The sequence below is a fragment of the Brachybacterium avium genome (assembly GCF_002216795.1).
In the GTDB taxonomy this organism is placed as follows: Bacteria; Actinomycetota; Actinomycetes; order Actinomycetales; family Dermabacteraceae; genus Brachybacterium; species Brachybacterium avium.
On sequence record NZ_CP022316.1, the window covers coordinates 1,042,696 to 1,069,107 of the forward strand.

Genomic DNA, 26,412 nt, shown 5'->3' on the forward strand with positions numbered 1-26,412 from the left:
TGCGGTGAGTCGTGGGGATGGCGAGATGACGGGGCAGGGTCGAGCCCTCACCCTTCCGGCGAGAGCAAGTCCAGCGGGCTCTCGCGCAGGCGGGTGAGGGCATGCTCGATCGCACCACGCACCACCACCTCCCGGCCCAGTTCGCTGGCGACCAGCTGCGGCAGGGGCGCGGCGGCGATCTCGGTCAGCTCGAGACGGGAGCGCTGCAGGACGGGTTCGATGGCATCTGCGATCGCCCCGGCCACGACGACCCTCTCGACCCCGAGCAGGCTCGACAGGATCGCGGCGATGCGGGCCAGGCGTGCGGCGATCCGGTCCAGCACGTCCCGCGCAAGGGGATCGCCGTCGCGGGCCGCGGCGAAGACGTCGACGGCGCTGAGGACGTCGGCCGGGAACGCTGCAAGAGTGGGCGAGTCGCGGCCGGCGGCGATCGCGTCGAGGGTCCAGCGGCGGGCGAGGGCGGCCACTCCGTCGGCCCCGCGGGAGTCGCCGAGCACGTCGTCCAGGAAGCGCATCTCCCCGGCGCCGCCGGCGGCCCCTCGCAGCAGACGACCATCGACGATGAGCCCGGCGCCGAAGCGCTCCCCCATCAGCAGCGCCGCCACGTGCTCGGTCCTGGCGTGCGGTGCGGCGAGCGCGTGCTCGGCGAGGGCGGCGAGGTTCGCATCGTTCTCGACCTGCACCGTTCCGTCGAGGGCGTCGACGAGACCGGGGTTCATGGCGGGCCAGTAGGTGGAGTCGACCGACGGCGAGCGGCCGGCGGAGTCCACCGGCGCGGGCACTCCGACCACCGTCAGCAGTCGTCGCCTCCCACCGGCCCCCGCCTGCTCGATGACCTGGTCGACGAGGTCACGCACAGCCTCCACCCGACATTCCGCTGCGGCAGCACCCTGGCCGACGTCCCGCCCATCGAGATCTCCGTCGATCGCGCGACTCGCAGCAGTCATCTCTCTCCCGCGTAGGTCCACGGCCCGCGCCATGAGGGTGTGCTGGCCCGCATCGACGCCGACGATGACGGCAGCCTCCGCGCGCAGGGCGTAATGGCGTGCGGGGCGACCGCGCTGCACGACTCCGTCCACGCGCTCGACGGAGACCTCATGCAGCCAACCGGCTTGCTCGAGCTCGCTGCAGACCCCGAGCACGGTGGCGCGAGTCAGCCCGGTCGCGGCCATCGCGTCGGCCGCAGTGAAGCGGGGCACCCTCAGCGCGTGCTGCAGCAGCGCCTGACGGTTCGCCCGGCGGAGGAGCTGTGGGGAGCTCGCACCGCGGTCCGGGCCTGTTGACATGGCGCTCCTCCGTCCCCATACTTTCGATAGGCCGTAAATATAATGCTTGACGTATCTATGGTCGCATCTATCCCGAGAGTCTGCACACTCTTCCGCGAAGGAGACGATGGTGTCATCCTCGACCGGCTTGTCCGGCCCCCTCACCCGCCGAACCCTGCTGGCAGGCGCGGGCGGTGCCCTGGCGGCGACCGCCCTGACGTCCTGCGGGCGCGGCGGTCCCTCCGAGCTGACGCTCTACCAGTCCAAGCCCGAGGCGATCTCGTACTTCAGCCGGCTCGCCGCCGAGTTCTCCAGCTCCCAAGACCGCTTCACCGTCCAGCACGACATCGCCACGAACCTCTCGGCGAGCTTCGTGCGCAACAATCCGCCGGACCTGGGTTGCCAGAACTACAACCTCGAGATGGGCCGCTTCATGGAGCGCGGTGCCCTCTCGGACCTCTCCGACCTCCCCGAAGCCGCGACCATCCGCGAGGACGTAGCTGAGCTCGCCGACTGGTACCCCACCTATGAGGGCCGCACCAGCGTGCTGCCCTATTCGGTCACCGCCGCCGCAGTCATCTACAACCGGCAGATCTTCGAGGAGCACGGGCTCGAGGTCCCCACCACCTGGGAGGAGCTGCTGAGCGTCTGCGAGACGCTGCAGGCCGCAGAGGTCACACCCATCTACGCGACCTTCCTGGATCCCTGGACGATCGCCCAGGGACTGTTCGACTACACCGTCGGCGGGATGGTCGACGTCCGCAGCTTCTACGCGCAACTGGCCGAGATCGGCGAGGACGTCGGCCCGGATTCCGAGGTCTCCTTCCAGAACACGCTGCTGGAGCCCGTCGAACGCATGCTGGAACTGGTCCCGTACTGCAACTCCGATGCGTCCAGCCGCGCCTACGGCGACGGCAACACGGCGATGGCCCAGGGGAAGGCGGCGATGTACTTCCAGGGCCCCTGGGCGCTGGGAGAGATCGAGAAGGCCGGCACCGAGGTGGATCTCGGCACCTTCCCGCTGCCGGCGACCGATGATCCGGCTGATCTGCGGGTCCGCGTGAACATCGACCTTTCGCTGTGGATCCCGGAGGCCGCGAACGAGCAGGAGGGGGCGCGGGAGCTCCTGCAGTTCCTGATGCAGCCCGATATCCAGAACACGTACAACGACGACTTCCTCGCCTTCGGCACCACGAAGAACGCCCCTGCGGTGACCGACGAGAGGATCGCCGAGATGCAGTCGTACTACGACGAGGGCCGCTTCTACATGGGTGCCTCGCAGTTCATCCCGAACTCCATCCCGGCCCAGAACTACCTCCAGTCGATCGTCGGTGGCGCCGACGCCGAGCAGACCCTGGCGCGCATGGACGCCGACTGGGCTCGCCTGGCCTTCCGGGAGTGATCACCGATGACGTCTCAGCAAGGAGCCCCGATGTCGACGACGACACCATCGCCCGCTGTTCCCACGGACGGCGAGAGCCGACCTCGCCCCCCGCTCGTCCACCACAAACGGCGGATCGACCCCCTCTACTACCTGTTCCTGTTCCCTTCGCTCGCCCTGTTCAGCCTCGCGGTCACGCTGCCGGCGCTGCTGGGCTTCGGCTACAGCTTCACCAACTCCATCGGCTTCGGTGACTGGGAGTTCATCGGGTTCCGGAACTATGTCGCGATGTTCCGCGATCAGGGGATCCTGGGGTCGTACACCTTCACACTAGGCTTCTCGCTGATCACCGTGATCGTGGTGAACATCCTCGCCTTCGCACTGGCCCTGGGCCTGACCTCGAAGATCCGCTTCACCACCGCGCTGCGCACGATTTACGTGATCCCGATGGTCATCTCCGGCATCGTCATCGCCTTCGTGTTCCAGTACCTGTTCGCGAACACCGTGCCCGGCATCGGCCAGGCGATCGGCTCGGACGCGCTGTCCAGCACGATCCTCGCCGATCCCGACTGGGCCTGGCTGTCGATCGTGATCGTCACCGCCTGGCAGTCGATCCCCGGCACGATGCTGATCTACATCGCCGGGCTGGTGACCATCCCCGCCGAGGTCTATGAGGCCGGATCGATCGATGGTGCGACCGGCTGGCAGAGCGTCCGGCACATCACCCTGCCGCTGGTCTCCGGCTTCATCGTCATCAACACGATCCTCGGCTTCAAGAACTACCTCAACGCCTACGACATCATCGTGGGCCTGACCGACGGCGGCCCGGGCGTGGCCACCCGGTCCGTGGCGATGGCGATCTTCCGCGGGTTCGAGGGCGGCGACTACGCCTACCAGATGGCGAACGCGATGGTCTTCTTCCTGATCTCGATAGCCCTCGCGCTCCTCCAGCTCCGCATCACCCGAGGAAGGACGGCGTTCTGATGAGCACTGCGACTCCCGCCGCATCTGCGGCCCCTGCCGGTTCCCCCACCGACACCTCGACCGCCCCGCCGCCGGCTGCGCGCCGCCGCCGCGGCCGGGTGGGACGCGAGCGCATCAGCTGGACCACCACCGGGCTGCTCCTGGTGGGCTCGCTGGCCGTGCTGGTGCCGCTGTACATCACCGTGAACATGGCGCTGAAGACCACCGAGCAGGCGGTCGGCGGCAATGCCTTCGCGCTCCCGGACCCGTTCACGTTCTCGAGCTTCGTCGAGGCCTGGAACCTCACGAACTTCCCGCGCGGCTTCGCGATCTCGATCTTCATCACGGTGATCGCCGTGGTCGGCGAGATCGTGATCTCGGCGCTCGCCGCCTACGCAATCGTGCGCAACTGGGATCGACGAGCCTTCCGCTGGTCGTTCTTCTACCTGCTGGCGGCGATGTTCATCCCGTTCCCGGTGGTCGCGCTGCCCCAGATCCAGCTGACGGGCATGCTCGGGCTGGACAACCCGCTGGGGGTCGCGATCCTGCACATCGCCTTCTCCCTGGCGTTCAACACGCTGCTGCTGACCGCCTTCCTGCGCACCATCCCGCTTGAGCTCGAGGAGTCGATGCGGATGGACGGCGCCGGCACCTGGAAGGTGTTCTGGACGCTGATCCTCCCGTTGCTGGCGCCGATGTGCGCGACCGTGGGCATCTTCGCGTTCATCGCGTCGTGGAACGACTTCATGATGCCCTCGCTGATCATCTCGGACCCGACGCTGCAGACCATCCCGGTGCTGCAGAACATGTTCCAGACCCAGTTCAGCAACAGCTACAACGTCGCTTTCGCCTCCTACCTGATGGCGATGGCACCGGCGATCATCGTCTACCTGTTCGCTCAGCGGTGGGTGATGTCCGGCCTCACCCAGGGCGCGATCAAGTAACCCCCTGCGCTAGGGCGGCCGGCTCGTGCCGGTCGCGCTCCGCACCGCCTGTTCCTCCACCGTCGACCCCCACGCATCCCCTCATGATCCTGCACCCGAATCCGCATCCGCATCTGCTTCCACCCACGACAGAACCTGGAGGTTCCCCGACAGTGACCGCAGCTCCCCTGACTTCTCCCTCCGCCACCCGGTCCGACGCCGACTGGTGGCGCCAGGCGGCCGTCTACCAGATCTATCCGCGCTCCTTCGCGGACGGCAACGGCGACGGCATCGGCGACCTGGCCGGCATCATCTCGCGCGTCCCGTATCTTGCCGAGCTCGGCGTGGACGCGGTGTGGCTGAGCCCCTTCTACCCCTCTGCTCTCGCCGACGGGGGCTACGACGTGGATGACTACCGCGATGTGGATCCGACGATCGGCACCCTCGAGGAGTTCGACGAAATGGTCGCCGCCCTGCACGGGGTCGGCATCAAGCTCATCGTCGACGTGGTCCCGAACCACTCCTCGGATCGGCACGTCTGGTTCCAAGAGGCGCTGGCCTCCCCGAAGGGCTCTGATGCTCGCGAGCGCTATATCTTCCGCGATGGTCGCGGGGAGCAGGGCGAGGAGCCACCCGCGGACTGGACCTCGATCTTCAGCGGCCCGGCCTGGACCCGGGTGCCGGACGGCCAGTGGTACCTGCACTCCTTCGCCACCGAGCAGCCCGATTTCAACTGGAGGCACCCGGAGGTCCATGAGGACTTCCTGCACACCCTGAGGTTCTGGTCGGACCGGGGGGTGGACGGCTTCCGGATCGACGTGGCGCATGGGCTCTCGAAGGACCTCGGCGAGGTACTGCCCAGCACGGCGGAGCTGCGGGCGATGCCGAAGGACGGCACCCATCCGCTGTGGGACCGCGACGACGTGCACGAGATCTATGCCGAGTGGCGTGAGCTGTTCGATCAGTACGAGCCGCCGCGGATCGCGGTCGCGGAGGCCTGGGTGGAGACTCCGGAGCGTCGTGCGCGGTACGCGAGCCCTGAGGGGCTCGGCCAGGCGTTCAACTTCGACCTCATGGAGGCCGATTTCGATGCCGTGCACTTCCGCGACATCGTCACCGACAACCTCGCGCAGTCCGCGGTGACCGGGTCGTCCACGACCTGGGTGTTCTCGAACCATGACGGGGTGCGTCATGCCACCCGGTACGGTCTGCCGCCGCGTGCCGGGCGGGCCGTGAAGCAGGGGGCTGAGTGGGTGGCCGCCGGCGGTCCGGAAGGCGGTATCGATCGTGAGCTGGGGCTTCGCCGTGCCCGGGCGGCGACGATGTTCGAGCTGGCCCTGCCCGGCAGCGCATACCTGTACCAGGGGGAGGAGCTGGGCCTGCACGAGGTCGCGGAGATCCCGGATGAGGAGCGGCAGGATCCGGCGTTCCTGCGCACCACTGCCGCAGATCGCGGCTTCGACGGACTGGGTCGTGACGGCTGCCGGGTCCCGCTGCCGTGGACCCGGTCGGGCTCCTCCTTCGGCTTCGGCGAGGGCGGGGGGCATCTGCCGCAGCCGGCCTGGTTCGCGGATTTCTCCGTCGAGGTCGAGGACGGCACCGCCGGTTCGACGCTCGAGATGTACCGCGAGGCATTGCGCCTGCGCACAGAGCTGCAGGGCGAGGAGACGCTCGAGTGGGACGAGGCGCTCTCCAGTGATGACGTGCTCGCCTTCGAGCGTCCCGGCGGTTGGTTGAGCGTCACGAACTTCGGAGCAGAACCGGTGACACTGCCCGCTGGCGAGTTGCTGCTGGCCAGCGGCGAGCTCGCAGCGGCGGCCGATGGTTCGGCGGTGCTGCCGGGTGCGACCACGGCGTGGCTGCGCCAGTCGGCGGCCTGAGCGGAGCCCACCGCGCTCTGGTCGCGAGCACCCCGGATCTCACCCTTCGAGGGGTGACGCCGGGGCACTCTCGTCGCCTGGCGACCCGCGGTCGTGACCTGACCGGGTCCCGATCTCCCCGCGCCGTCACCGGCTGCGCGCCGGTAGCAGCCGGAGTCCTGCATGTCGGGGCCGAGACGACCGGCCGCTCCGGTGCGTCGACCGGGATGCGGACGGTGAGCGAGAAGGTCGTCGCTCCACACGGCGCGGAGCTGGTGACGCCGGTGATCGAGTCGGCGTCTTCAGTATCGGCAGCGTCGGCGACGTCCGCGGCAGCAGTTCCAGCGGCGGCGCCGGACTTCTCGCTCGCAGCGCCCGTCACCGCAGCCGCAGGGCCCAGCGGGGATGGGGAGGTGACGCGGGTGATGCCCGAGGTGCCGGACCATCCGACCAGGTGGCGCGAGGACTCCGAGTCCACGAGACGCTGGACGCCGGCGGTGTCTCTCTCCTTCGAGAGGTTGCAGTGCGCGCACAGGCCCTGACCGTTGTCGATGCTCGTGGCCCCACCCGCGGAGGCGGGGACGATGTGGTCGTGCTGGCGCACCGCGGCGTCGCAGAACGGTGCACGGCAGATGAGGTCCCGCCAGTCGAGGAAGCGTGCCATCGAGGGCGGGAAGGCTCTCGCCCGGGATTCGACGGCCACCAGCTCTCCGGAGGTGGGATGGGTGAACAGGCGTCGCATCACGGGACGGAGCTGTGGTCCGTCCGGGCCGCAGCGGTCCCCCACGGAGGGGTCCGGTTCGGCGAGCGCGAGGCGAAGCTGTTCGCGCGCCATCTCCACCGGGACGGAGCCGTACCCCTCGATATGCGCGATATCGCCGTGGTCCGGGGAGAGCAGCGATCGCTCGGTCATGATCAGCCCGATCTCCAGCCGCACCGGGTCCATGCCTCCCTCGCGACCGATCAGCGTATCGGCGAAGGCATCCGCCATCAGTGCGCCGTGGCCCTCCCGCGCACCTTCGGCACGGAGCCGCTCCGCTTCGAGGGAGAGGCGCTTGTGGACGAGCTTGGCATCCAGTGCCGGCAGCTGAGCGCTCACGGTCGCCATTCCGTGCTGGCCGGGGGTGAAGGTGACGTGGCGACCCTGGCGAGCCCGGTGGTGGCGCTCAGCGGCTCCCTGCGGGTCCAGCTGCCCGATCGCGGAGGAGACCTCCTCCCGCCACCGTTTGACCCCGGCTCCGTCCAGACGGGGCATCTGTTCATGCAGAGCCTCATCGAGCTGTCGACACTGGTGGTCATCGAGCGGTTCCATCGCGGACGCCGTCGCGTAGGCCACCTGGGCGGTCACCTTTCCGGTGCCCAGCGCGCAGAGCATGCGCGGCATGGAACGGACCATGCGCCGGGCTGAGGCCAAGGAGCGCTCTGCAGCGGAGGGCGAGCGCCGGGTCATCAGGGAATAGTCACGGCGGGTCCGGCCGTCGGCAAGGCGATTGAGCCGGTCGATCGGCGGGAGGAATTCGTCCTCGTGCGCGGCGTCGTCCCGCTCGGCACGGATCTGGTCGCGCCGTGTGGCCTCGGCCAGTGCCACCACCGCGCGTGCCTCGAGCGCGTCGAGCGAGCTGCGGGACTCGTGGACCCTCGCGAGCAGCTTGGTGTAGTCGTCCCGTGGTCGCTCCCCTGCCTCGAACATCTTCTCCGGTGCGGTGGCGATCGCGGTCAGCAGGAAGTCGACGTCGCCGAGCAGCTCCGCGAGCGCGGCCGGGCCGGCCGCGTGGAGCGCAGCGAGGGTCTCCTCCGGAGTGGCGGAACGCCGCTCCGAGGAATCCGTCAGCTTCTCCATGAACATGCTGACATCCTCTCTCGGCGCACCGACATTCGAAAGCCCGTGCCACGAATGTGGAAAACCTTCTCAGGATGCCCGTCACCTTGTTCACATCGACACATACGGCTCCACGACCTGCACTCGGGTGCTCTCTCGGGCCCGACCTGCAGGCTGTGCATAACTTTCTCCAACCAGCCCCGAGGGGTGTCCTACAAAATGTGGACAAGAATGTGGATAAGCGGACACTGTGGAGGAAAGGTCATGCCTCACAGAAGCTTTCCGGGCCCTGCTCCACGTCCGCTCGGAGCACGTCCGAGATGCCCTCCACTGGCCCCTCACCCTTGCCCCTTCCGCTCTGCCGGTATCTGATGGGGGTATCTGCACCCACCCCAGGAGGCTCCGATGGAGAAGCTTGAACTCAACGCGACCAACCCCGGCCCGGGCTCCTCGTTCACCGGTGAGGTGTTCATGGAGGCGATCCGCGGGCCGCTGGACGGTTCACGCGCCGCGATGAGCCATGTGCACTTCACGCCGGGCGCTCGTACGCATTGGCACTGGCATCCCGCCGGTCAGACCCTCTACGGCACCGGCGGGGTGGGGCTGGTCGTCACCCGCTCGGGCGAGGTCCTCACGCTCGAGCCGGGGCGCACGGTGTGGATCCCGCCGCGCGAGGAGCATTGGCACGGCGCGCTCGACACCTCGTTGATGTCCCACCTCGCGGTGCAGGAGGCCGACGAGGACGACGAGACCGTGATCTGGCTCGAACCGGTCAGCGACGAGGAGTTCGCCCGCGCGAACGAGGTGGCACGCACGGCCTGAGAGGCGAGGCTCGGCAGGCATGACTTTGCCACCGATCCGGCCCGAGCCCGGGCCCGAGCCCTCGGGATAGCGTGTGGTCATGCCGCCGCAGAACACCCCCGCCTTCGCCACCCCGCCCCCTCGCACGCATCGCACCCGGACGCTCGTCCTCGTCGCAGCCGCCGCGGCGCTGGTCGTCGGCCTGATCGGGCTCGGCATCGGCGGGGTCGGCGGCGCTCTGCTCTCCGGGAGTCTCGGCAGCGCCGATTCACGGGCGGATCAGGACCTCGCCGATGGGTGCGCGATCCTGGACCGCGCCGAGGGCGAGCTGCCGCTGACCGAGGAGTCCCTCGACGTGCAGGCCCCGCTGTTCTCCGAACTCCTCGCCGCCGCGAGCCTGTTCACCGCCGCGGGGGTGGGGAAGGACGATCTGGAGCTCCAGACGGCGGGCAGCGAGTTACTTGAGGGGATGAGCCGATTGGACATCGACCTGGCCAACGAAACCCTCGAGGCGCTCGCACCGATCTGCGCGGATGCCTGAGCCTCACGACCCCTGCTGCAGCGCCCCGACCTCGGCGACCGCGGTGTAGAGGGCGCGGTGCGCGGCCGCGGCCGCAGGGTCCGGGGCAATGCTCCGGCCGTCCGCTCGTGCGGCCAGCGGCAGGATCCGATGCTCCCGTCCCAACGCGTCCGCCGCGGCGAGCGCACAGCCGACCAGCGCGGCGTCGGCCCCGTCGACCGTGCGCACGGGACGCCCGGTGACGTCGGCGATGATCCGCAGCCAGGGCTGCGAGGCGGTCCCGCCGCCGGTGACGGCCAGAGGGCGTGAGGGGTCACTGTCGTCGCCATGAGCGAGGGCGTGGGCGACGCCTTCGAGCATCGCCGCGTACAGGTCGATCCCGCGGGTCTGCGGGCCGATGCCGATCATGGCGCCGCGGAGGTCGGCGTCCCGTACGGGGTAGCGCTCGCCGAGGATCGAGGGCAGGGCGAGGAGCCCGGTGGGTCCGCGGCCGCACCGGTGCTCGCGATCCTCGAGCAGGGCGTCGGCCGCACCGGGAGCCACCCCGCCAAGCAGTGCCCCGCGTGCCCAGTCCGCTGCGGCGCCCGCAGCGAGCAGGGCGGAAATCCGCAGGATCGACCCCGCTCCGTGGTCGCTCGCACCATCGTCGCTCGCGCCGAGCGCGAGGTGGTGCGATGTGCCCACCTGCGGTGGCGAGGGCGCCGACAGCACGGCGGCGCGCCAGCCGCTGGTGCCCACGTAGGCGTAGTCGTCGCCCGGTGCGAGCCCGACGATGCCGAGCGTGGTCGCACCGGCATCGCCCGGGGCGAGGACCACGGGGAGCCCGGTCGGCAGGCCCAGCAGCGCGGCCGCCGACGCCCCGGTGCGTCCGAGAACCTGGCCCGCCCGGTGGGTGAGCGCCGGCAGCAGGGGCGCCGCGAGGCCCGCGGCGCGCGCGACCGGGGCCGACCACGTGCGCGTGCGGGAATCGAGCAGCCCGGTGGCGGCGGCCGTCGTCGGATCGCACCAGGCGCCGAGGCCCAGTCGGTGCACGAGGTGGCCGGCCGGACCGAACACCACCTGCCGGGCACGCCGCATGAGGCCGGGATCCACCCGGTCCAGACGGCGGAACATCGCCGCACAGCTGCTCGCGTCCTGCCGGTTGCCGGTGAGCTGGTCCCAGTCGATGCCCTCGGCCGTGAGCTGGGCGTGCAGCTCGAAAGCCTCGGCCCCGGCGCGGGTGTCGCTGTACAGGATGGCGGGAGGCTCAGCCCCGCCCTCGGTCTCGAGCACCAGGTCCTGCATCTGGCCGGTGAGGCTCAGCGCGAGCAGGTCCTCGCCGGCCGATGGGGAGGGGAGGAGCTGCGTGATCGCGGCGCGGGCGGCGCGGACCCAGTCCGCGGGATCCTGCTCCGCTCCCCCGTCGGCCGTGCGGCGCGTCGGATACTCGCTGCTCGCCTGCGCCCTGCTGGTGCCGTCCACGTCGATCAGCGCTGCTTTCGCAGCGGAGGTCCCGAGGTCCAGGCACAGCAGAGAGGGCATGAGGTGAGGATAGGCGGGCACACCCTGTCCTCGCCGCCTGCAGAGCCCCGTGCTCCGCTCGAGGATCCCGGGCCGACGCCTTGACTCCGCCACCCCCCTGCCCTACTGTCTTAAGCACCTAATACAATGAGACAGGGGGTGGCTGATGCAGTTCGACAGCTCGATCCCCATCTGGACCCAGCTGGTCACGGAGTTCTCCCGACGGATCGTCGTGGGCAGCTGGCCCGCTGGAGCCAGACTCCCCGGGGTGAGGGCGCTCGCCGGCGAGTTCGGGGTCAACCCGAACACCGTCCAGCGGGCGATGTCCGAGCTCGAACGCGAAGGGCTGTGCCGCTCCGAACGCACCTCGGGCAGGTTCATCACCGAGGACTCCTCCCGGATCGACCAGCTCCGGGCCACGCTCGCCGAACAGGCGGCGGACGACTTCCTGGACCGGGCCCGAGGCTTCGGGATGGGCCACGCCCAGGTGCAGCAGCTCATCACAGAGAGGTGGGACCACCATGACCCCGACCATGACGAACACACTGACAGCGAAGGGGCCTGAGATGAACTCTCCCGAACAGGACCAGCCCTCCCTGATCTCGACCAGGGCGCTGACCAAGACCTACGGCAGCACGACGGCGATCGACGGGCTGGACCTCGACCTCCCCGGAGGCCGGATCATCGGCCTGCTCGGCGAGAACGGCTGCGGCAAGACCACCCTGATGAAGATCCTCGCCGGGGTCGTCAGCGACTACAGCGGCCAGGTGCGCATCGCCGGTCTGGCCCCGGGCCCCGCCTCGAAGGCGAAGGTCTCCTTCCTTCCCGATGTGAGCTTCCTGCCGCACAGCGCCCGTGCGCGCTACTGCGTCGATCTGTACGCCGACTTCTTCGAGGACTTCGACACCGAGCGGGCGCATGAGCTGATCGGGTTCTTCGGCCTCGAGGAATCGATGCGCCTCAAGGAGATGTCCAAGGGCATGCGGGAGAAGGTGCAGATCGCCCTGGCGATGTCCCGGCGAGCGCAGGTCTACCTGCTCGACGAGCCGATCAGCGGCGTGGATCCCGCGGCCCGTCAGATCATCCTCGACGGGATCCTGCGCACCTTCGAGGAGGACTCGCTGCTGCTGATCTCCACCCACCTGATCCACGATCTGGAGCAGATCCTCGATTCGGTGGTGATGATGCGCCACGGCGACGTGGTCCTCGCCGGAGAGGCCGACGACCTCCGTGCACAGCACGGCGGCGGCCTCGATCAGATCTTCAAGGAGACGTACCGATGATCACCACCCTCATGAAGCACGAATGGCTGCGCACCCGCGGGCTGCTCGGCACCATCACCGGCGCCGCGCTGCTGCTGGTCATCGCCGGCACCGCCCTGACGGCCACCGGTTGGCCCGGGATCTCCGTGATCGGGGTGCTGATGCTCGTGGCAGCGCTGGGAGGGTTGGTCCCCGCGCTGCAGATCGCGCTGACCATCCACTACTGGCAGTCCAGCTTCGGCCGGACCGGATACTTCACCCAGTCCCTGCCCGTGCGCGGCACGACCATCTTCACGGCCAAGCTGCTGTGGGCCCTGCTGATCTCGCTCGCCGGACTCATAGTGGTCCTGGGCATGCTGTGCGCCGCCTGGCCCGTGCTCGCCGGTCAGCTGGGCACCGAGCGCAATCCCTTCACCGTCATCTCGCAGCTGTGGAGCGGCTATGCGGAGGTCGTCCCGGTGCCGCTGCTGGTGGCCGCCGTCGGGCTCTTCGTGGGCATGATCCTCATCTGGCCGATCCAGTACTTCTTCGCCGCCTCGGTGGGCAGCGAGGCTCCGCTGAACCGGCTCGGCCTCGGGGCCCGGTGCTCGTCTTCCTCGGCCTGTACCTGGTCATGCAGGTCGTCCTCTTCCTCGGGATGGCCGTTCTGCCCTGGGGGCTCGGGGTCGCCGACGGGCAGCTCGGCGTGGTCCGCTGGTGGCTCTTCTCGGAGCTGGCCGCTGGGGACTCCGCCTCCTCCGACATCATGCCGCTCGGCTTCCTCCCCGCGCTCTTCCTGGTGACCCTGGCGTGCCTGGTGCGCACCGTCCACTCCTGGCGACGGAAGATCAGCCTGGTGTGAGGCCGCGGGATCGGCCGCGCCCGGCCACCCGAGGGACCTGGATGCGGGAGACTTGCGACATGGACTGCGAGAACACCGCGCACGGGATCGCCGCACTCAGCCGCTGGATCGACGAGGGGAACACCCACCGCGATCCGGAGGCCGCGACCTGGGCCCGGCTGGCGAAGATCACCGAGGAGGCCGGCGAGGTGGTCGCCGCGCACATCGGCGCGACCGGTCAGAATCCCCGCAAGGGCGTCACCCACAGCGAGCAGGACGTGCAGGAGGAGCTGCTGGACGTCGCGCTCACGGCCCTGGCTGCGCTCGAGCATCTGCGGGGGCACGATGAGCGATCCCTCGAGCTGCTCGGGGAGAAGCTCCACCGCACCCTGGAGCGCGCCGGCCTGCCGGGCTAGGCACGCGTCAGGGGGTCGGCTCCCCGGTCATGTTCTCGGGGACTGCGGCGCGGCGCGCCCGCGCCGATCGACGGAACCAGTTCACCAGCACGCCGGGCACGAACTGATCCGCGAACGGTGCACCGAACCGTGCGAGCACCTCGACCAGCACTCCGATGAAGAAGGCGACCAGCGGTATCCAGGGGGCGAGGCCGACGTTGACGACCACGTTCCCCATCATCCCCAGCTGTGCGTTCATGCTGGTCCAGACCAGTGCGAGCAGGACGATCGAGCCGCCGAAGTAGGCGAACGGAAGCGCCACCCAGGACGCGACCAGCGCAAGGATGTTCCCGGTCTCGATCTCGCGGTCCCGGTGCCACAGCAGGGAGACCACGACCGGCATCAGCAGGGCGATCAGCACCAGGGGGATCCACGCGTACCAGGGCAGATCGAAGAACCACAGGAACTCGTTGGTCCGCTCCATCCCGAACTCCTCGACGCCGCCCCGCAGGTTCAGATGCACCGGCACGGCGAGCATCCCCAGCCCGGGCAGCAGCGCGAGTCCGCTCAGCCCCCAGATCGGGAGTGCGAGGAGCAGGGAGAGCACCGAGCGCCCCTCCCCCTCGACGAGCATCGTGATCGCTCCGCCCACCATCAGCAGGGCGCCGACCGGCACCGCGAACGCGAGGGCATGGACGAGCACGAGGCGGGGAGCAGCGGCGAGATCCGCCACCAGCGGCCACCAGGCGGGCTTCGCGATCCCCGCGACATGGCCCAGGAACAGCGGAAGCGCGATGAGCACCCAGGTGCCGAAGAACATGTCCGCCCCGGCGGAGTGCATCGAGATCGACATCCCGTCGAACCCCGTCGAGTCGTCCTTGACCACGAATGCGGTGACGCGAGTGGCGATCACCGCGAAGATCGCTACCGACAGGCCGGAGATCCCCGACCACAGCAGCGCACCGAGAACCCCGTTGGATCCCCAGCGACCGGTGCCCCAGCGACGCTGGACGCCGCGTGCGGCGAAGAACGCCGTCGCCACCATCGCGGCAGTGATCAGCAGCGGCATGCCCCGGAAGCTCATCGAGGCGCTGCCCAGGAATCCGAGGTTCAGCTCGAGACCGTAGGAGCCGAACGAGGCGAGGGAGACCAGCTGGAACGGAATGCCGACCAGGCCGACGATCCCCCGCCAGCCGCCTGCGCCCGACGGGGAGGACGAACCGCCGATCGGGTCGGTGACGCCCCCGGCGGCTCCGCCCGTGCCCAGGGTGAGGATCGCGAGGACGGCCGAGACGATCACCACGAGCGCTGCACCGAGGGCCACGACGTAGGCGAGGGCGCCGATCACGAACGTGGGGAGCGGGTTGCCGATGCCGAACCGACGCAGTGCCGCGCCGACCTGCGACGCGGACAGCGCCTGCGCCCCCGGTGAGCCCGACGGTGCCGCCGACGCCGAGGAGGCGGACGCGGCCCAGGGCCCCGGCGCCGCCGAATCGGCCGACGAGGGCGGTGCCGCGGAATCGTGGGCCACGCCGTACTCCGGGGCCGAGGGGACGGAGCCGGCAGATCCTCCGGAGGGCGGGGCAGTGGGCGGCACCTCGTTGTATCCGTACGGTCCGGCCTCGTGGCCCGGATATCCGCTGCCGGGGCGGCTCTGGCTCCACCGGTCGCCGTAGGGATGGTTCGTCTCCGACATGTGTGTCTGAATGCCCTTCTCGCGTGGCCTGTCGTCGCGGGCGCGGTCACGCACCCCGGGCCCGAGCCTAGCTGGCCAGGCGTTCTCGGTCCGCGCTCACCGTCTCTCGGCAGGTTGCGCCACCCTGCGCAGGTCCGGGAAGATCTAGTCGGCGGCGATCGGACCGCCCTCACGCCGAGCCCACGGGAAGAAGACCGCATCGCCATGGATCTGAGCTTTCGACGGGCCGCGCCCGAGGACATCCCGGCGGCGCAGGAGGCCTACCGGCAGATCATCGATCACCTCGCACGGACGGCGGACTTCCCGCACTGGCACACCGAGGACCACCCGACCCCTGCGCAGGTCGCCGCCTGGATCGCGGCCGGAGAGCTCTACCTGGCGCTCACGCCCGACGATGCCGGCTCCGCCTCGCCGACGCAGATCGCGGGCGTGGTCGTCCTGAACCACGAGACCGCGGGCGGCTACGGCGACGCGGACTGGGCGATCGACGCCGCTCCCGAGGAGGTGCTGGTGGTCCATGTCCTCGGTGTCACCCCCGACCATCTCGGGCAGGGCGTCGCCCGGTTCCTCATCGACTCGTCCCTGCGGGCCGCGCGGGAGCGGGGCTGCCGCACGATCCGCCTGGACGCCTACGTCGAGAACCTGCCGGCCCGGGCCCTGTACGAGCGGTATGGGTTCACCGACCTCGGTGTCCACACCCTGGCCTACGAGGGCACCGACCTGGAACAGTTCCACCTGTTCGAATACGTTCTCTGACCCGCCCTTCGCCCCGGCAGCCGGGGCTACCCGAAGTAGAGCGGGTGGTGCGCTGCGCATCCCGGGTTGAAGGCGGCGCTGCACTGCGGGCACTGCGGGGCGCCGACATAGTCGTCGATGCTCAGCTGGGCCCAGCACACGCCGCAGAGCACGGCGAGCTGCCGCCCTGATCCCGGCGGCCAGGGGCGGGAAGGGTGATCGGCGGTCTCCTCATGGCACAGGTGGCAGGGGTAGTACCGCCGGCAGCAGGCGAAGCGGATCGCGATCACGTCCCGCGCCGTGCGGTAGTGGATGCAGCGGGTCTGCTCGTCCACCGTCGGCCCGTGGACCACGGGCCTCATCGCACACCGCGGGCGGTCAGCGCATCGCCGAGGGAGTCGGCATGCTTGAGGGCGACCACGAGGAACGGCATGGCGAAGTGCCGCAGGCTCTGCCGGCCGCCGCGGGCGCGCTGCGCTTCGCGGACGTTGCGGGCGAGCCCGGCGAGGACGGGCAGCGTGTTCAGGGTGATCGCGAGGACGAGTGCCGCCCGCTGCGGATCGACGCCCACTCGTGCCAGCGGCGCCAGCGCGCGCTCCAGCGCATCCAGCAGTTCGCTGACCGGGGTGGTCAGCGCCAGCAGTCCGCTGATCACCACGGCGGCGGTGACGCGGGTGGTGTTCACGAGCGCCTCCTCGGGGCCCAGGAAGATCAGCTGCCCGGCGGCGGTCACCAGGATGATCCACCGAACGGCGACGAGCTGCCGGCCGAGCACCCGCATCCCCGCTCCCGGCACCGCGTACACGGCGAGGCAGAGCACCGCCATGATCAGGGCGCTGACCCAGCTCACCGGCAGGAAGCAGATCCCCAGCACGATGGCCATCAGCACCAGGATCTTCGGCCCGGCGGGCAGGCGGTGCCAGGGGCCGTTCCCGGGCCGGAACAGGGTCAGCATCGCAGCTCCTGCTCGTAGGCGGCGATGATCTCCGCGGGTGCGCCCGTCCGCGCGATCGTGCCGTCCTGGACGAGGATCGCGGTCTCGCAGCGCCGCGCCAGTTCCAGGTCATGCGTGACCAGCAGCAGGCGGTGGGCGCCGTCTGCGAACAGGTGGTCGGCGACGCGGCGGGCGTTGCGGGCATCGAGGTAGGCGGTGGGTTCATCCGCGATCACCAGCTCGGGGCTGCGCACGAAGGCGCCGCACAGGGCGAGCAGCTGCTTCTGACCGCCGGAGAGGTCGTGCGCCGAACGGTCCGCGAGGTCGCTCAGGCCGAAGCGCTCCAGAGCCTCCTGGACGCGTTGAGTCTTCTCCCCGCGGGGCAGTCTCGCCGAGCGCAGGGAGAAGGCGACGTCCTCGGCGACGGTGGGCATGATGATCTGGGCATCCGGATTGGCGAAGATGACGGCCAGGCGCCGCCGCAGCTGCGCCGCCTCCCGCGCCGGGTCCAGGCCGAGGACGCGGATGGTCCCGCTGGTGGCGGTGGCGAGGCCGCCGACGAGCCGGGCAAGGGTCGATTTGCCGGAGCCGTTCTCGCCGATGACGGCGATGGTGCGTTCGTCGTGGGTGGCGGTGATGGCGTGCAGGACGTCCGTGTCGCCGAGGCGGACGTGCACGTCATCGAGCTCGAGGGCGCTCATCGGATCACCTCCACGACGGCGGCGATCCCCATCCCGCCGCCGATGGAGGCGGCCGCGACGCCGGTGGTCCCGGTCGGGGCGCCGCCCCGGATCAGCCGGCTGAACAGGCGGACCATGCTGATGGCGCCGCTGGCGCCCCAGGGGTGGCCGAGGGCGAGTGCTCCCCCGTCGGCGCAGACCCGCGGATCGTCCTCCGCGACGCCGAGCCGGTCGAGCACGGCGAGGGACTGCGCGGCGAAGGCCTCGACGATCTCGATCGCGGCGATGTCCCGGATCCGCAGCTGCGCGCGGTCCAGCGCCCCCTGGATGGCCGGTGCCGCGCCGATCCCCGGCAGCGCCGGGTCGCAGCCGATCACCGCGTGAGCACGGATCAGGAGCCCGGGCGCCGTGCCGCGCGCCTGCTGCGGGGCGAGGACCAGGGCGGCGGCGCCGTCGCTGATCCGGGTCGCGGTGCCGGCGGTGACCGTGCCCTCCGGGAACAGGGCGGGCAGGCGTGCCAGCAGCGGCGCGGACACCCCGATCGCGTCATCGGCGCGGGCGCCGGCGAGGGGGACGAGCTCGGCCTGGAACCGCCCGGCGTCGCGCGCCGCCGCTGCCCGCCGGTGGCTGCGGGCGGCGTGCGCATCCTGCCGCGGCCGGGAGATCGCGTCGGCCGTGGCGAGGGCGTCGGCGGCGCGCACCATGTCGGGATCGGTCCAGCCCTCCGGGGTGAAGGGGGCGCGGCCGTACGCCGCGCCGTCGACGGAGCGGGTGGGGGCGGTCGAGGCACTCTCGACACCGCCGGCGATCCGCGGGCGCCGGTCCCCGGCCTCGATCGCCTGGGCGGCGGCGAGCACGGCGGCGAGGCCGCTGCCGCACTGCCGGTCCACGGTCATGCCGGGCACCTGGACGCCGAGCCCGGCGGCGAGGGCGGCCACCCGGGCCGGGTTGCCGCCGGGCCCCATGCAGTTGCCCAGCACCACATCGGCCACCTCGACATCGGCGCCGGTGGCTGCTTCCGCATCCTGCACGGCGGCGCGGAGCACGGGCGCGACGAGGTGCTCGAGCGTGACGCCGGCGAGGGCGCGGCTGCGGGTGCCGATCGGGGTGCGGCGGGCGGCGAGGACGATGGCGGTTTCAGACACGCCAGGCCCCCTCCCCCGCCAGGGCGCGGCGCAGCGCCTCGGCGCGGGCCGGCTTGCCGGAGGCGGTGCGGGGCAGGGTGCCGGTGAACCAGACGCGGGGTTGATGCGCGGTGGCGAAGCGGGAGGCGGCCATCGTGCGCAGCTCGTGCGCGCTCGGGCTCGGCGCACCGGGGTCGAGCTCGACCAATGCGGCGACGAGCGCGCCGATGCCGTCGGTCGGGAGCCCGAAGACGGCGGCGTCGGCGATCCCCGGCAGCTCGCGGAGCCCTGTCTCGACCTCCTCGGGGATGACGGTGGCCGAGGCGGTGAGGATCGCGTCGTCCGCGCGACCGCGGACGGTGAGCACCCCGGCATCATAGGACGCGAGGTCGCCGACGCTCGCCCAGCCGCCGTCCGTGCGCAGCGGTCCCGGCTCGCCGAGGTAGCCGAGCGCCGTGAACGGCGAGCGGACCCAGACCGCGCCGTCGCGCACCTCGAGGTCCGCGCCGGGGAAGGCGCGGGGCCCCTCCCCCTCATCCAGTGCGACGAAGGAGAGCTCGGCCGCGCCGTAGTAGGCGGCGACCCGGATGCCGCGAGCGGTCGCCTCCGCGCGCAGCCGCTGATCGAGGTGGGAGCCGCCGACGAGCGCGACCCGCAGCTGCGAGTGGGATCTCGCATCCAGGATCGAGCGCAGGGCCTGCGGGGTCCCGTGGAAGGCGGTGGCGTCCGCGGCCTCTGCGGTGCCGGGCAGGACCGGCCGCGGCCCGCCCGCGAGCGCATGCGCGAGGGAGAACAGCGTCAGCGAGGAGGCGGGGGGCGCCGGCAACAGGATCCGCTGCTCGGCGACGGCTCCTTCTGGGGCGAGGATCGCGGAGACGGCGGCGAAGGAGTCCTCCCAGGAGGCCGCCGTGCGCAGCACGATCCGCGGGGTGCCGCTGCTCCCGGAGGTCAGCGTTGCCCAGGCCGCTTCCTTCGGCATCTGCCCGGCCGCGGCGAGCGCCCGCACCTGCGACCACTGGGCCGCGGGCCAGCGCTCGTCCCCGACCAGGGGGACGTCCCCGGCTGCGCGCACCGCGCGCAGGCGGTCCAGCAGGCCATCCGCGGAGCCGTCGAGCAGGACGATCCGCCGGGTCATCGCGCTGCTGCGGAGCCAGCAGTCTCCTCCTGCTCGGCGCGGGAGGCGTCGGCCCGTGCGGAGGGGAGCCAGGTGCGGCGGAACGCGCGGGGGTAGGCCCGCAGGAGGGTGGTGACGACCGCGGTCGCGAGCACCGCCTTCAGCAGGTCGCCGGGGAGGAAGACCAGGCTGGCGAGCGCGGTCTCCCCGATAGGGAGGCGGGTGATGAGGCTCTGCACCGGGATGCCGAAGGCGTAGATCACGAGGATGCCGCCGACGATCATCGCCAGTGCTGTGCGCCAGAGGGCCGGCTTGCGGGCGGCGGAGTGCACGATCAGACCGATGACGAAGGCTCCGGCGATCCAGCCGATCATGTACCCGGCAGAGGGCCCGACGAACACACCGATGCCGCCGCGCCCGCCGGCCAGCAGCGGCAGCCCCGCCGCGACGAGGACCAGGAACACGGTCATCGACACAGCGCCCAGGCGCGGGCCGAGCACCGCTCCGGCCAGCATCACCCCGAAGGTCTGTGCGGTGATCGGCACGCCGCCGAACACGCTGAAGCTGCCCGGCAGGCCGAGCGCGGCGACGATCGCCGCGAACACCGCCACGCGGGCGATATCGGTCGCATCGAGCGACCACCGTCGTGCTGCAGGAGTAACTGCCATGTCCTTACCCTTCACCTGAACGCGGTTCACCTGAACAACGTACACCTGAACAGCGTTCAGCGCTACTGTGGGGTGATGGCCATCCCAGAATCTCCGCGCCGGCGGAGCCGCGACGACGTCGCCGAGATGGCCCTGCACCTCCTGGACGAGTTCGGGTTGCCGGACCTCACGATGCGGCGCCTGGCGACCGCTCTCGGCGTCCAGCCCAGCGCGCTGTACTGGCACTTCCCGAACAAGCAGGCACTGCTGGCCGCGGTCAGCGAGCAGATCCTCGCACCGATGAGCGACATCCACCTCGACGAGCTCCCACTGCCCCGGGCGGCCTGCGCACTGGGTGCCCGCATGCGCGAATGCCTGCTCGAGCACCGGGACGCCGCCGAGCTGGTGTCCAGCTCCCTCGCGCTCGGCCTCGTCGAGCCGCCGGTGCGGCCGGCTCTCCTGGACGCCGCACGACGGCACGGCGTCAACGATCAGCTGGCCGAGGTGGCCGCCGAGGTGGTCGTGCATTTCGTGCTCGGATTCGTCTTCCACGAGCAGCAGCGCCTGACCGCCGACTCCCTCGGACTGCTCGAGCGATCGCCCGCCGCGAGCACCGACGAAGCCGGCTTCACGGAGGCGATGACGCTGATCGCCGACGGCCTCGAGGTCTCGATGGGGCGGCGGGCGTAGGTCCGCGAGGGACCGCGGTGGGCCCGGAGGGGATCGAACCCTCGACCCGCGGATTAAAAGTCCGCCCCAGCGCGCAGTGCAAAACACGTTGTAGCAGGTCAACGCCACCAAGCCGCCCAACTGCTCCCACTCGACTCTGCCGCGTTGCTGTCAACGTTGCTGTCAGGCAACGCGCGTCCCCGTCACAAGTAGATGAACTCGCCCGAATGTCGGCGACCCACCATAGAGTGTCCTCATGGCGTGGGAGTGGACTGAGGACGAGCTCGTACTGGCGTGTGCGCTAGTCCGCGACAACAGCTGGCGAGGACTCCGCGCGACTGATCCTAGAGTGAAGGAGCTGTCAGCGCTCCTCCGCCGGTCGACGACACACCCCTTCGAGGGACGTCCCGACACGTTCAGGTCTACCAACAGCGTGCAGAGAAAGACGTGGGACCTCGCGACGCAACATCCTAGCTACACTGGGAAGCCCACTCGAGGCAATCGCCTCGACGCCAAGGTGCTGAACCGCTTCTTGACCGACGGAGAGCTGATGGAGCTGCGTGTTCGGTCGGTCCGGGGGCGGCTCGGCTCGCCAACACTCTCGGACCACACTGCGCCGGACGCTACAGACCCGATGCCCGAGGCATCCACTCGCAACGTGTGGACCGCTGAAGAGATGATTCTGGCCGCCGACGTCGCAGACGACCTCACCTGGGGTCCCGTCAACGCAACGAAGCCAGAGGTCATCGCACTGTCGAAGCTTCTGCGATCGGCCGAAATCCACCCTGGCGCATCTGCCGATCCGAGGTTTCGATCGCCAAGCAGTGTCGGCATGAAGATCAACAACCTCCGCGCTGCCCACCCCTCGCACTCGGGCAAAGGGCTGCGATCCTCCAAGGCAGAGGAGCCGATCGTTCGTGACTTCGTCGCTGACCGTGACGTCATGAAGGATGCCGCCGCCGAGATCCGTCGCCGTGTCGCTGCCAATGGCGCCCCCGACGAAGATCTTCCCACCCCCGACGAAGAACTCATTGGCGCAGCGGCCGAAGGAGGAGCGCGGGCGGTGCGAGTCTTGCGCCGCGAACGCGACCCCAAGCTTCGCCGCGCAAAGCTTGCCCAAGTACGAGCAGACGGCAAGGCCATCGCCTGCGAGGTTTGCGACTTCGACTTCGGTACTCGGTACGGGCCACGCGGCAACGGGTACATCGAGGTACACCATAAGCTCCCACTCCATGTGAGTGGCCCCGTACGGACGACGCTCGACGACCTGGCGCTGCTCTGCGCCAACTGTCACCGCATGATTCACGTCGGGAACTGGATCAGCGTTGAGGACTTACAGGAGATTCACCGCAGCGCAGAGGCCGCGCTTCCATGAGTGACCGAAGCACACGATGGGGCTCGGCAGCCGAGGCCCGCAGCGAAGCGAGGACACGAGGCCTGCTGGGCCCCGAGGCGGCGGAGCCGCCCTTGAAGGAGTAGAGAAAGTTCTCACGAGAGGTACGAGCAGCGCGATGACCAACGGAGGCGACATGACCAGCCCACACATCAGCGGAGAGGAAACTGAGGTAGAGGACTCGAGCAACGAGCCCGCCGGCTCAACGCCATCCGCCTCCGACACCTTGCGCCACTTCACTGCAGACTTTGACGTCGATGGCGTTGTAAGGCGGCTTAAGACCGGGAACTTCATCGTACCCAACTTTAATCCCGCACCAGCTCCAGAAGCTGAGTACGCCGGCTTTCAGCGAAACTTTGTTTGGACGAAGAAGCAGAAGGATCGATTTATCGAGTCCCTCCTTCTCGGCTTCCCAATTCCGGGAATATTCCTCGTTGAGCAACCCGGAAAGAAGTACCTTGTACTCGACGGGCAGCAGCGACTACGAACCCTTAGGGACTTTGTTACAGGTACCGACTCCGTAACCGAGCGAACATTCCGCCTCAGTGGTCTCGGCGACGAGAGTCGGTTCTATGGAAAAGCATTTGCGGATCTAGATGAGGCCGATCGCGACCTACTACTGAACACCTTCCTCCAAGTCACAATTGTCGTGCCTCGCGAAGCGGGAAATCTACAGGGCGTATATCAGCTCTTCGAACGCATTAACAGTGGCGGCACAAAGCTCCAGCCCCAAGAAATCCGCATCGCCCTTTACGCAGGAAGTCGCGTGGACGCATTAAGGGAACTCAATGATGACCCGCACTGGCGGGAAATCTTTGGACGGAAGAATCTTCGCCTGAAGGACACCGAGCTAATCCTGCGCTATCTCGCTCTTCGCCGCGTGGCCCAGAGTTACGACGAATTCGACTGGACACGGGAGGCCCCGCAGACCGCAAGTGAAGCTCATACACACGGCAACTATCTATTCTATCGAGCACCTCTGAGCCAGTTCCTGAACACGTATCTCGAGAGCCTCGGAGACAACGGGACTCCGGACGTGAAGGCGATGGAGACGTTTCGGGCCGTTGTGAAAGTTCTGTCTCAGGTCGGCCCGACGGCGCTCAGACTCGAGGACTCTGCCCAGATCAACGCCGCGCATGCAGACGCCATGCTTGTCGGGCTTTCGATGAGTCCGCGAATCCAGAACCTTGCAGATAGCCTTCAATCGAACCCCGGTAAGGACTTTACTGAGGAAGTCGGAAACATAGCGAGTGGCATCGATCAACGCCTCGCGGATCTACTCCAGAACGACGAATACCAGCGTGCAATCCGCGAAAGCACTTCGCATCTCGCATCGGTTTATGCGCGCCTAAAGTTCACTTCCGAAAGCTTCCGAGACCTATAATGGTTAACGGGCGATCCCTTTCGCGCGCTGAGGCAATAGCCAACATCGCGTCAATGCGAACCGACCTCGAAGATACCCTCGACGCCGTCGAGGTGCTCCGGGACAAAGATTCCACCGGCGCAGACGAGAAGAGGCATCTGAATGACTTTGCGACCGTTAGGATGGCCGGCTACCTGGAGCAAATTTGCTTCCATGCAATCTCCGGCATAATCGGGGAAGCGTCCGACGGAAATATTCAGGCGTTCATCAATAGTTGGTTCTACAAGTCTCCCAACTTGGATCGCAGGAATTTCAGGGAATTGTTCAAGCGGTTCGGCGGTGACATCGACGATCGAGTCAAGGCGTTTCTTGAGGAAGACTTAAACGGAGACCGCCTAGGGACGCTTCTGGAGGTCCGAAATGCGATTGCTCACGGCAAGCCCAGTCCTGCGAGTGGCCGAAATACCATGGAGGCAAACCGCATCCTAGTCGAAAATATACATTCGTTTGTACACGATCTCCTGCTGTCCGAAAACAGTGTGATCAGCGCAGGTCGATCATAGGGTCTTCAATACCCAGGTTCTCGTGCACCACCGTTTTCGAGATGTCCGACACAGCAACATTGACAAACTGGGCGGCAACCCACTACAAATTGTCTATTCAGCACACCAGAGGGGCAATAGGTTTGTTTACTTCCGTCGAAATTTGCACCGGGGCCGGCGGCCAAGCACTTGGCCTCGAGCAGGCCGGATTCGACCATCGTGCGGTAGTCGAGATCGACAAGCACGCCTGCGAGACCTTGCGCGCCAACCGTCCGGAGTGGAACGTCATTGAGCAGGACTTGCTGACCTGGGACCCGACCGGGTTCGAAGGCGTCGACCTGCTTGCCGGCGGTGTGCCGTGTCCTCCGTTTAGCAAGGCCGGCCGTCAGCTTGGCAAGGATGACGAGCGAGACCTGTTCCCTCGTGCCATCGAGCTCGTCAAGCTCCTCAAGCCGAAGGCTGTCATGCTCGAGAACGTGCGAGGCATCCTCGACATCGTCTTCGAGACCTACCGCAACGAAGTCTCTGAGCAGCTCAAGGAGCTCGGCTACAAGCCTGACTGGCATCTACTCAATGCTTCGGACTTCGGCGTCCCCCAACTCCGGCCTCGCGTGATCTTCGTTGCCATTCACGAGGACTACCAGGACTTCGAGTGGCCGGCTCCCCAGAAGAAGCCCGCTCCGACTGTCGGTCAGGCGCTTCATGGCCTCATGTCGGAGAGCGGGTGGCGTGGTGCTGACGCCTGGGCTGAGCGCGCGAACACCATCGCCCCAACACTTGTTGGCGGGTCCAAGAAGCACGGAGGGCCTGACCTCGGGCCCACTCGTGCACGCCGGGCGTGGGAGGCGCTGGGCGTCAACGGCAAGACTCTCGCTGAAGAGGCACCCGAACGCGATTTTGTCGGCATGCCGCGGCTAACTGTGCCCATGGCAGCGAAGATCCAAGGCTTCCCGGACGACTGGCACATCACAGGGAGGAAGACCAACGCGTATCGACAGGTCGGCAATGCCTTCCCTCCCCCCGTTGCCAAGGCGGTTGGCGAGCAGATCCGTGCAGTCCTCGAGGCTGGCGTACGGATGGACGTGCGGCAGCCCTCTCTTGATGTGGTGGCCTGATGGCTCTTCTCAGCGAGGCGCGAAAGGCGTTTCACAATCAACTGGTCGAGTCCGGCGCCCTCTCCATCAATGGCTCCGGTGTCGCATCGATCGCGGACGGTTCGCAGAAAACTAGCCGGGCGCTTTCGAAGTCAATCGCTGAAGACCTCGGAGCGACTGTGCTCGAGGACAAGCTCGTCGGACAGAGCGCCGGTAGTCTGTTTGAAATCGCGGTTCGAGACTTCCTCTTCGCAACGTTTCCCAGCTTGTCGACAATTCGCCCCGGCAAGTGGGAAATAACCAATGTTGGAGGGTCTCGAGCGGCTTATCACATCGCACAATATGAACCTTATACGCATTTGGACGACTTGGCGCGCGCAATCGAAGTAGACCCAACGCTTCGAGCAGTTCTCGGAAATTCATACGAGATCAGCCCCGACGTGATGATCCTCAGGGAGCCCGCCAGTGACGAGGAGATCAACGCCGACTCACTCCTTGTCGACGAAACAAGCGGACTGATGTCCGTGATGCGTGGCGACTATAACGAGCGAAGCATCGTGCACGGCATCGTTTCTTGCAAATGGACGCTGCGATCCGATAGGGCGCAGAACGCCCGCTCGGAGGCACTGAATATGATCCGCAACCGCAAGGGCCGAACACCTCACATCGTTGTCGTAACTGCAGAACCGACGCCCTCTCGACTGTCGTCTCTTGCACTCGGGACAGGGGACGTCGACACCGTCTATCATTTCGCTCTACCCGAGCTTGCTCGCGCCATCCACGAGCTAGATAACGACGAAGCGGAAGCTATGTTCGACACTCTTGTAAATGGCAAGAGGCTCCGTGACATCAGTGATCTCCCGCTCGACCTCGCAGTCTAAAGAAGGGCGTCGGCGGTCAGTCGCCGAGGAAC

General features: G+C 68.4%; 26 protein-coding genes, 1 tRNA gene and 1 pseudogene. 17 read left to right on the forward strand and 11 right to left on the reverse strand.

The window, feature by feature from the left end; genetic code table 11:
• Window positions 1-47: 47 nt before the first annotated feature.
• On the reverse strand, window positions 48-1,286 hold the full coding sequence (locus tag CFK39_RS04770; protein WP_089064498.1) for an ROK family transcriptional regulator: 1,239 nt from the start codon (window positions 1,284-1,286) through the stop codon (window positions 48-50).
• Window positions 1,287-1,392: 106 nt separating this feature from the next.
• Here CFK39_RS04770 and CFK39_RS04775 point away from each other — a divergent pair, with 106 nt between their 5' ends.
• From CFK39_RS04775 to CFK39_RS16705, 4 genes are all read left to right on the forward strand, one after another.
• Window positions 1,393-2,667: an ABC transporter substrate-binding protein gene (locus CFK39_RS04775; protein ID WP_157697064.1), complete on the forward strand. Its 1,275-nt coding sequence runs from the start codon at window positions 1,393-1,395 to the stop codon at window positions 2,665-2,667.
• Between the two features lie 30 nt (window positions 2,668-2,697).
• Window positions 2,698-3,630 (forward strand): carbohydrate ABC transporter permease, encoded by a 933-nt coding sequence (locus CFK39_RS04780; RefSeq protein ID WP_089064499.1) that lies wholly within the window; start codon window positions 2,698-2,700, stop codon window positions 3,628-3,630.
• The gene (locus tag CFK39_RS04785; protein WP_089064500.1) at window positions 3,630-4,553 is read left to right on the forward strand and encodes a carbohydrate ABC transporter permease; all 924 of its coding nucleotides are present in this window, start codon (window positions 3,630-3,632) and stop codon (window positions 4,551-4,553) included. The genes CFK39_RS04780 and CFK39_RS04785 overlap by 1 nt, the downstream gene beginning before the upstream one ends.
• Before the next feature lie 83 nt (window positions 4,554-4,636).
• On the forward strand, window positions 4,637-6,412 hold the full coding sequence (locus tag CFK39_RS16705; RefSeq protein WP_157697065.1) for a glycoside hydrolase family 13 protein: 1,776 nt from the start codon (window positions 4,637-4,639) through the stop codon (window positions 6,410-6,412).
• A gap of 529 nt (window positions 6,413-6,941) precedes the next feature.
• On the opposite strand, the pseudogene CFK39_RS17265 reads toward CFK39_RS16705, so the two are convergent.
• Window positions 6,942-8,237: pseudogene (locus CFK39_RS17265) on the reverse strand (HNH endonuclease); the annotation flags it as partial.
• Between the two features lie 378 nt (window positions 8,238-8,615).
• Here CFK39_RS17265 and CFK39_RS04800 point away from each other — a divergent pair.
• Both CFK39_RS04800 and CFK39_RS04805 read left to right on the forward strand, forming a co-directional pair.
• Entirely contained in the window at window positions 8,616-9,032 is a 417-nt protein-coding gene (locus CFK39_RS04800; RefSeq protein WP_089064503.1) for a (R)-mandelonitrile lyase, read from the forward strand.
• A 79-nt stretch (window positions 9,033-9,111) separates the two neighbouring features.
• Window positions 9,112-9,552 (forward strand): hypothetical protein, encoded by a 441-nt coding sequence (locus CFK39_RS04805; RefSeq protein WP_157697066.1) that lies wholly within the window; start codon window positions 9,112-9,114, stop codon window positions 9,550-9,552.
• A 3-nt stretch (window positions 9,553-9,555) separates the two neighbouring features.
• On the opposite strand, the gene CFK39_RS04810 is transcribed toward CFK39_RS04805, so the two are convergent.
• A complete protein-coding gene (locus CFK39_RS04810; RefSeq protein ID WP_089066290.1) occupies window positions 9,556-11,052 on the reverse strand; it encodes an FGGY family carbohydrate kinase in 1,497 nt (498 codons plus the stop codon).
• Window positions 11,053-11,197: 145 nt separating this feature from the next.
• Between CFK39_RS04810 and CFK39_RS04815 the strand changes: the two genes are divergently transcribed.
• The 4 genes from CFK39_RS04815 to CFK39_RS04830 all read left to right on the forward strand — a co-directional run bounded on the left by CFK39_RS04815 (window position 11,198) and on the right by CFK39_RS04830 (window position 13,529).
• A complete protein-coding gene (locus CFK39_RS04815; RefSeq protein WP_089064505.1) occupies window positions 11,198-11,596 on the forward strand; it encodes a GntR family transcriptional regulator in 399 nt (132 codons plus the stop codon).
• A gap of 1 nt (window position 11,597) precedes the next feature.
• Window positions 11,598-12,314, forward strand: coding sequence for an ABC transporter ATP-binding protein (locus CFK39_RS04820; RefSeq protein ID WP_089064506.1), 717 nt, complete (start codon window positions 11,598-11,600; stop codon window positions 12,312-12,314).
• The gene (locus CFK39_RS04825; protein ID WP_089064507.1) at window positions 12,311-13,075 is read left to right on the forward strand and encodes a hypothetical protein; all 765 of its coding nucleotides are present in this window, start codon (window positions 12,311-12,313) and stop codon (window positions 13,073-13,075) included. Before CFK39_RS04820 ends, CFK39_RS04825 begins: the two co-directional genes overlap by 4 nt.
• A gap of 118 nt (window positions 13,076-13,193) precedes the next feature.
• A complete protein-coding gene (locus CFK39_RS04830; protein WP_089064508.1) occupies window positions 13,194-13,529 on the forward strand; it encodes a MazG-like family protein in 336 nt (111 codons plus the stop codon).
• 7 nt (window positions 13,530-13,536) lie between these two features.
• Here the strand turns inward: CFK39_RS04830 and CFK39_RS04835 are convergent, their stop codons facing one another.
• The gene (locus tag CFK39_RS04835; protein WP_089064509.1) at window positions 13,537-15,204 is read right to left on the reverse strand and encodes a hypothetical protein; all 1,668 of its coding nucleotides are present in this window, start codon (window positions 15,202-15,204) and stop codon (window positions 13,537-13,539) included.
• Between the two features lie 204 nt (window positions 15,205-15,408).
• Here CFK39_RS04835 and CFK39_RS04840 point away from each other — a divergent pair, with 204 nt between their 5' ends.
• Window positions 15,409-15,960, forward strand: a complete 552-nt coding sequence (locus CFK39_RS04840) for a GNAT family N-acetyltransferase (protein WP_089064510.1) — start codon at window positions 15,409-15,411, stop codon at window positions 15,958-15,960.
• Window positions 15,961-15,986: 26 nt separating this feature from the next.
• On the opposite strand, the gene CFK39_RS04845 is transcribed toward CFK39_RS04840, so the two are convergent.
• Genes CFK39_RS04845 through CFK39_RS04870 form a run of 6 tightly spaced genes read right to left on the reverse strand, consistent with a single transcriptional unit; the run spans window position 15,987 to window position 20,459 of the window.
• Window positions 15,987-16,301: a CHY zinc finger protein gene (locus CFK39_RS04845; protein WP_089064511.1), complete on the reverse strand. Its 315-nt coding sequence runs from the start codon at window positions 16,299-16,301 to the stop codon at window positions 15,987-15,989.
• Window positions 16,298-16,894 carry an energy-coupling factor transporter transmembrane component T family protein gene (locus tag CFK39_RS04850; protein ID WP_089064512.1) on the reverse strand — a complete coding sequence of 199 codons (597 nt, stop codon included), beginning with the start codon at window positions 16,892-16,894 and terminating at the stop codon, window positions 16,298-16,300. The genes CFK39_RS04845 and CFK39_RS04850 overlap by 4 nt, the downstream gene beginning before the upstream one ends.
• Window positions 16,888-17,574, reverse strand: a complete 687-nt coding sequence (locus CFK39_RS04855; protein ID WP_089064513.1) for an energy-coupling factor ABC transporter ATP-binding protein — start codon at window positions 17,572-17,574, stop codon at window positions 16,888-16,890. The genes CFK39_RS04850 and CFK39_RS04855 overlap by 7 nt, the downstream gene beginning before the upstream one ends.
• Complete coding sequence (locus CFK39_RS04860) at window positions 17,571-18,698, reverse strand: thiolase family protein (protein ID WP_245822920.1); 1,128 nt, start codon at window positions 18,696-18,698, stop codon at window positions 17,571-17,573. Before CFK39_RS04860 ends, CFK39_RS04855 begins: the two co-directional genes overlap by 4 nt.
• Window positions 18,691-19,812: an AMP-binding protein gene (locus tag CFK39_RS16525; protein WP_089064514.1), complete on the reverse strand. Its 1,122-nt coding sequence runs from the start codon at window positions 19,810-19,812 to the stop codon at window positions 18,691-18,693. Before CFK39_RS16525 ends, CFK39_RS04860 begins: the two co-directional genes overlap by 8 nt.
• Window positions 19,809-20,459, reverse strand: coding sequence for a biotin transporter BioY (locus CFK39_RS04870; RefSeq protein ID WP_089064515.1), 651 nt, complete (start codon window positions 20,457-20,459; stop codon window positions 19,809-19,811). Before CFK39_RS04870 ends, CFK39_RS16525 begins: the two co-directional genes overlap by 4 nt.
• A 75-nt stretch (window positions 20,460-20,534) precedes the next feature.
• Here CFK39_RS04870 and CFK39_RS04875 point away from each other — a divergent pair, with 75 nt between their 5' ends.
• On the forward strand, window positions 20,535-21,128 hold the full coding sequence (locus CFK39_RS04875) for a TetR family transcriptional regulator (protein WP_089064516.1): 594 nt from the start codon (window positions 20,535-20,537) through the stop codon (window positions 21,126-21,128).
• Window positions 21,129-21,146: 18 nt separating this feature from the next.
• On the opposite strand, the gene CFK39_RS16150 is transcribed toward CFK39_RS04875, so the two are convergent.
• Window positions 21,147-21,256 (reverse strand) — tRNA-Lys (locus tag CFK39_RS16150).
• Between the two features lie 107 nt (window positions 21,257-21,363).
• Between CFK39_RS16150 and CFK39_RS04880 the strand changes: the two genes are divergently transcribed.
• The 5 genes from CFK39_RS04880 (at window position 21,364) to CFK39_RS04895 (ending at window position 26,380) form a co-directional block, all read left to right on the forward strand.
• Window positions 21,364-22,482, forward strand: a complete 1,119-nt coding sequence (locus CFK39_RS04880) for an HNH endonuclease (RefSeq protein ID WP_089064517.1) — start codon at window positions 21,364-21,366, stop codon at window positions 22,480-22,482.
• Between the two features lie 154 nt (window positions 22,483-22,636).
• Window positions 22,637-23,884: a DUF262 domain-containing protein gene (locus CFK39_RS04885; protein WP_157697067.1), complete on the forward strand. Its 1,248-nt coding sequence runs from the start codon at window positions 22,637-22,639 to the stop codon at window positions 23,882-23,884.
• Window positions 23,885-23,937: 53 nt separating this feature from the next.
• Window positions 23,938-24,426: a HEPN domain-containing protein gene (locus CFK39_RS16155; RefSeq protein ID WP_157697068.1), complete on the forward strand. Its 489-nt coding sequence runs from the start codon at window positions 23,938-23,940 to the stop codon at window positions 24,424-24,426.
• Between the two features lie 41 nt (window positions 24,427-24,467).
• Complete coding sequence (locus CFK39_RS04890; RefSeq protein WP_172805640.1) at window positions 24,468-25,520, forward strand: DNA cytosine methyltransferase; 1,053 nt, start codon at window positions 24,468-24,470, stop codon at window positions 25,518-25,520.
• A complete protein-coding gene (locus CFK39_RS04895) occupies window positions 25,520-26,380 on the forward strand; it encodes an NgoMIV family type II restriction endonuclease (protein WP_089064520.1) in 861 nt (286 codons plus the stop codon). Before CFK39_RS04890 ends, CFK39_RS04895 begins: the two co-directional genes overlap by 1 nt.
• The last annotated feature ends 32 nt before the right edge of the window (window positions 26,381-26,412 follow it).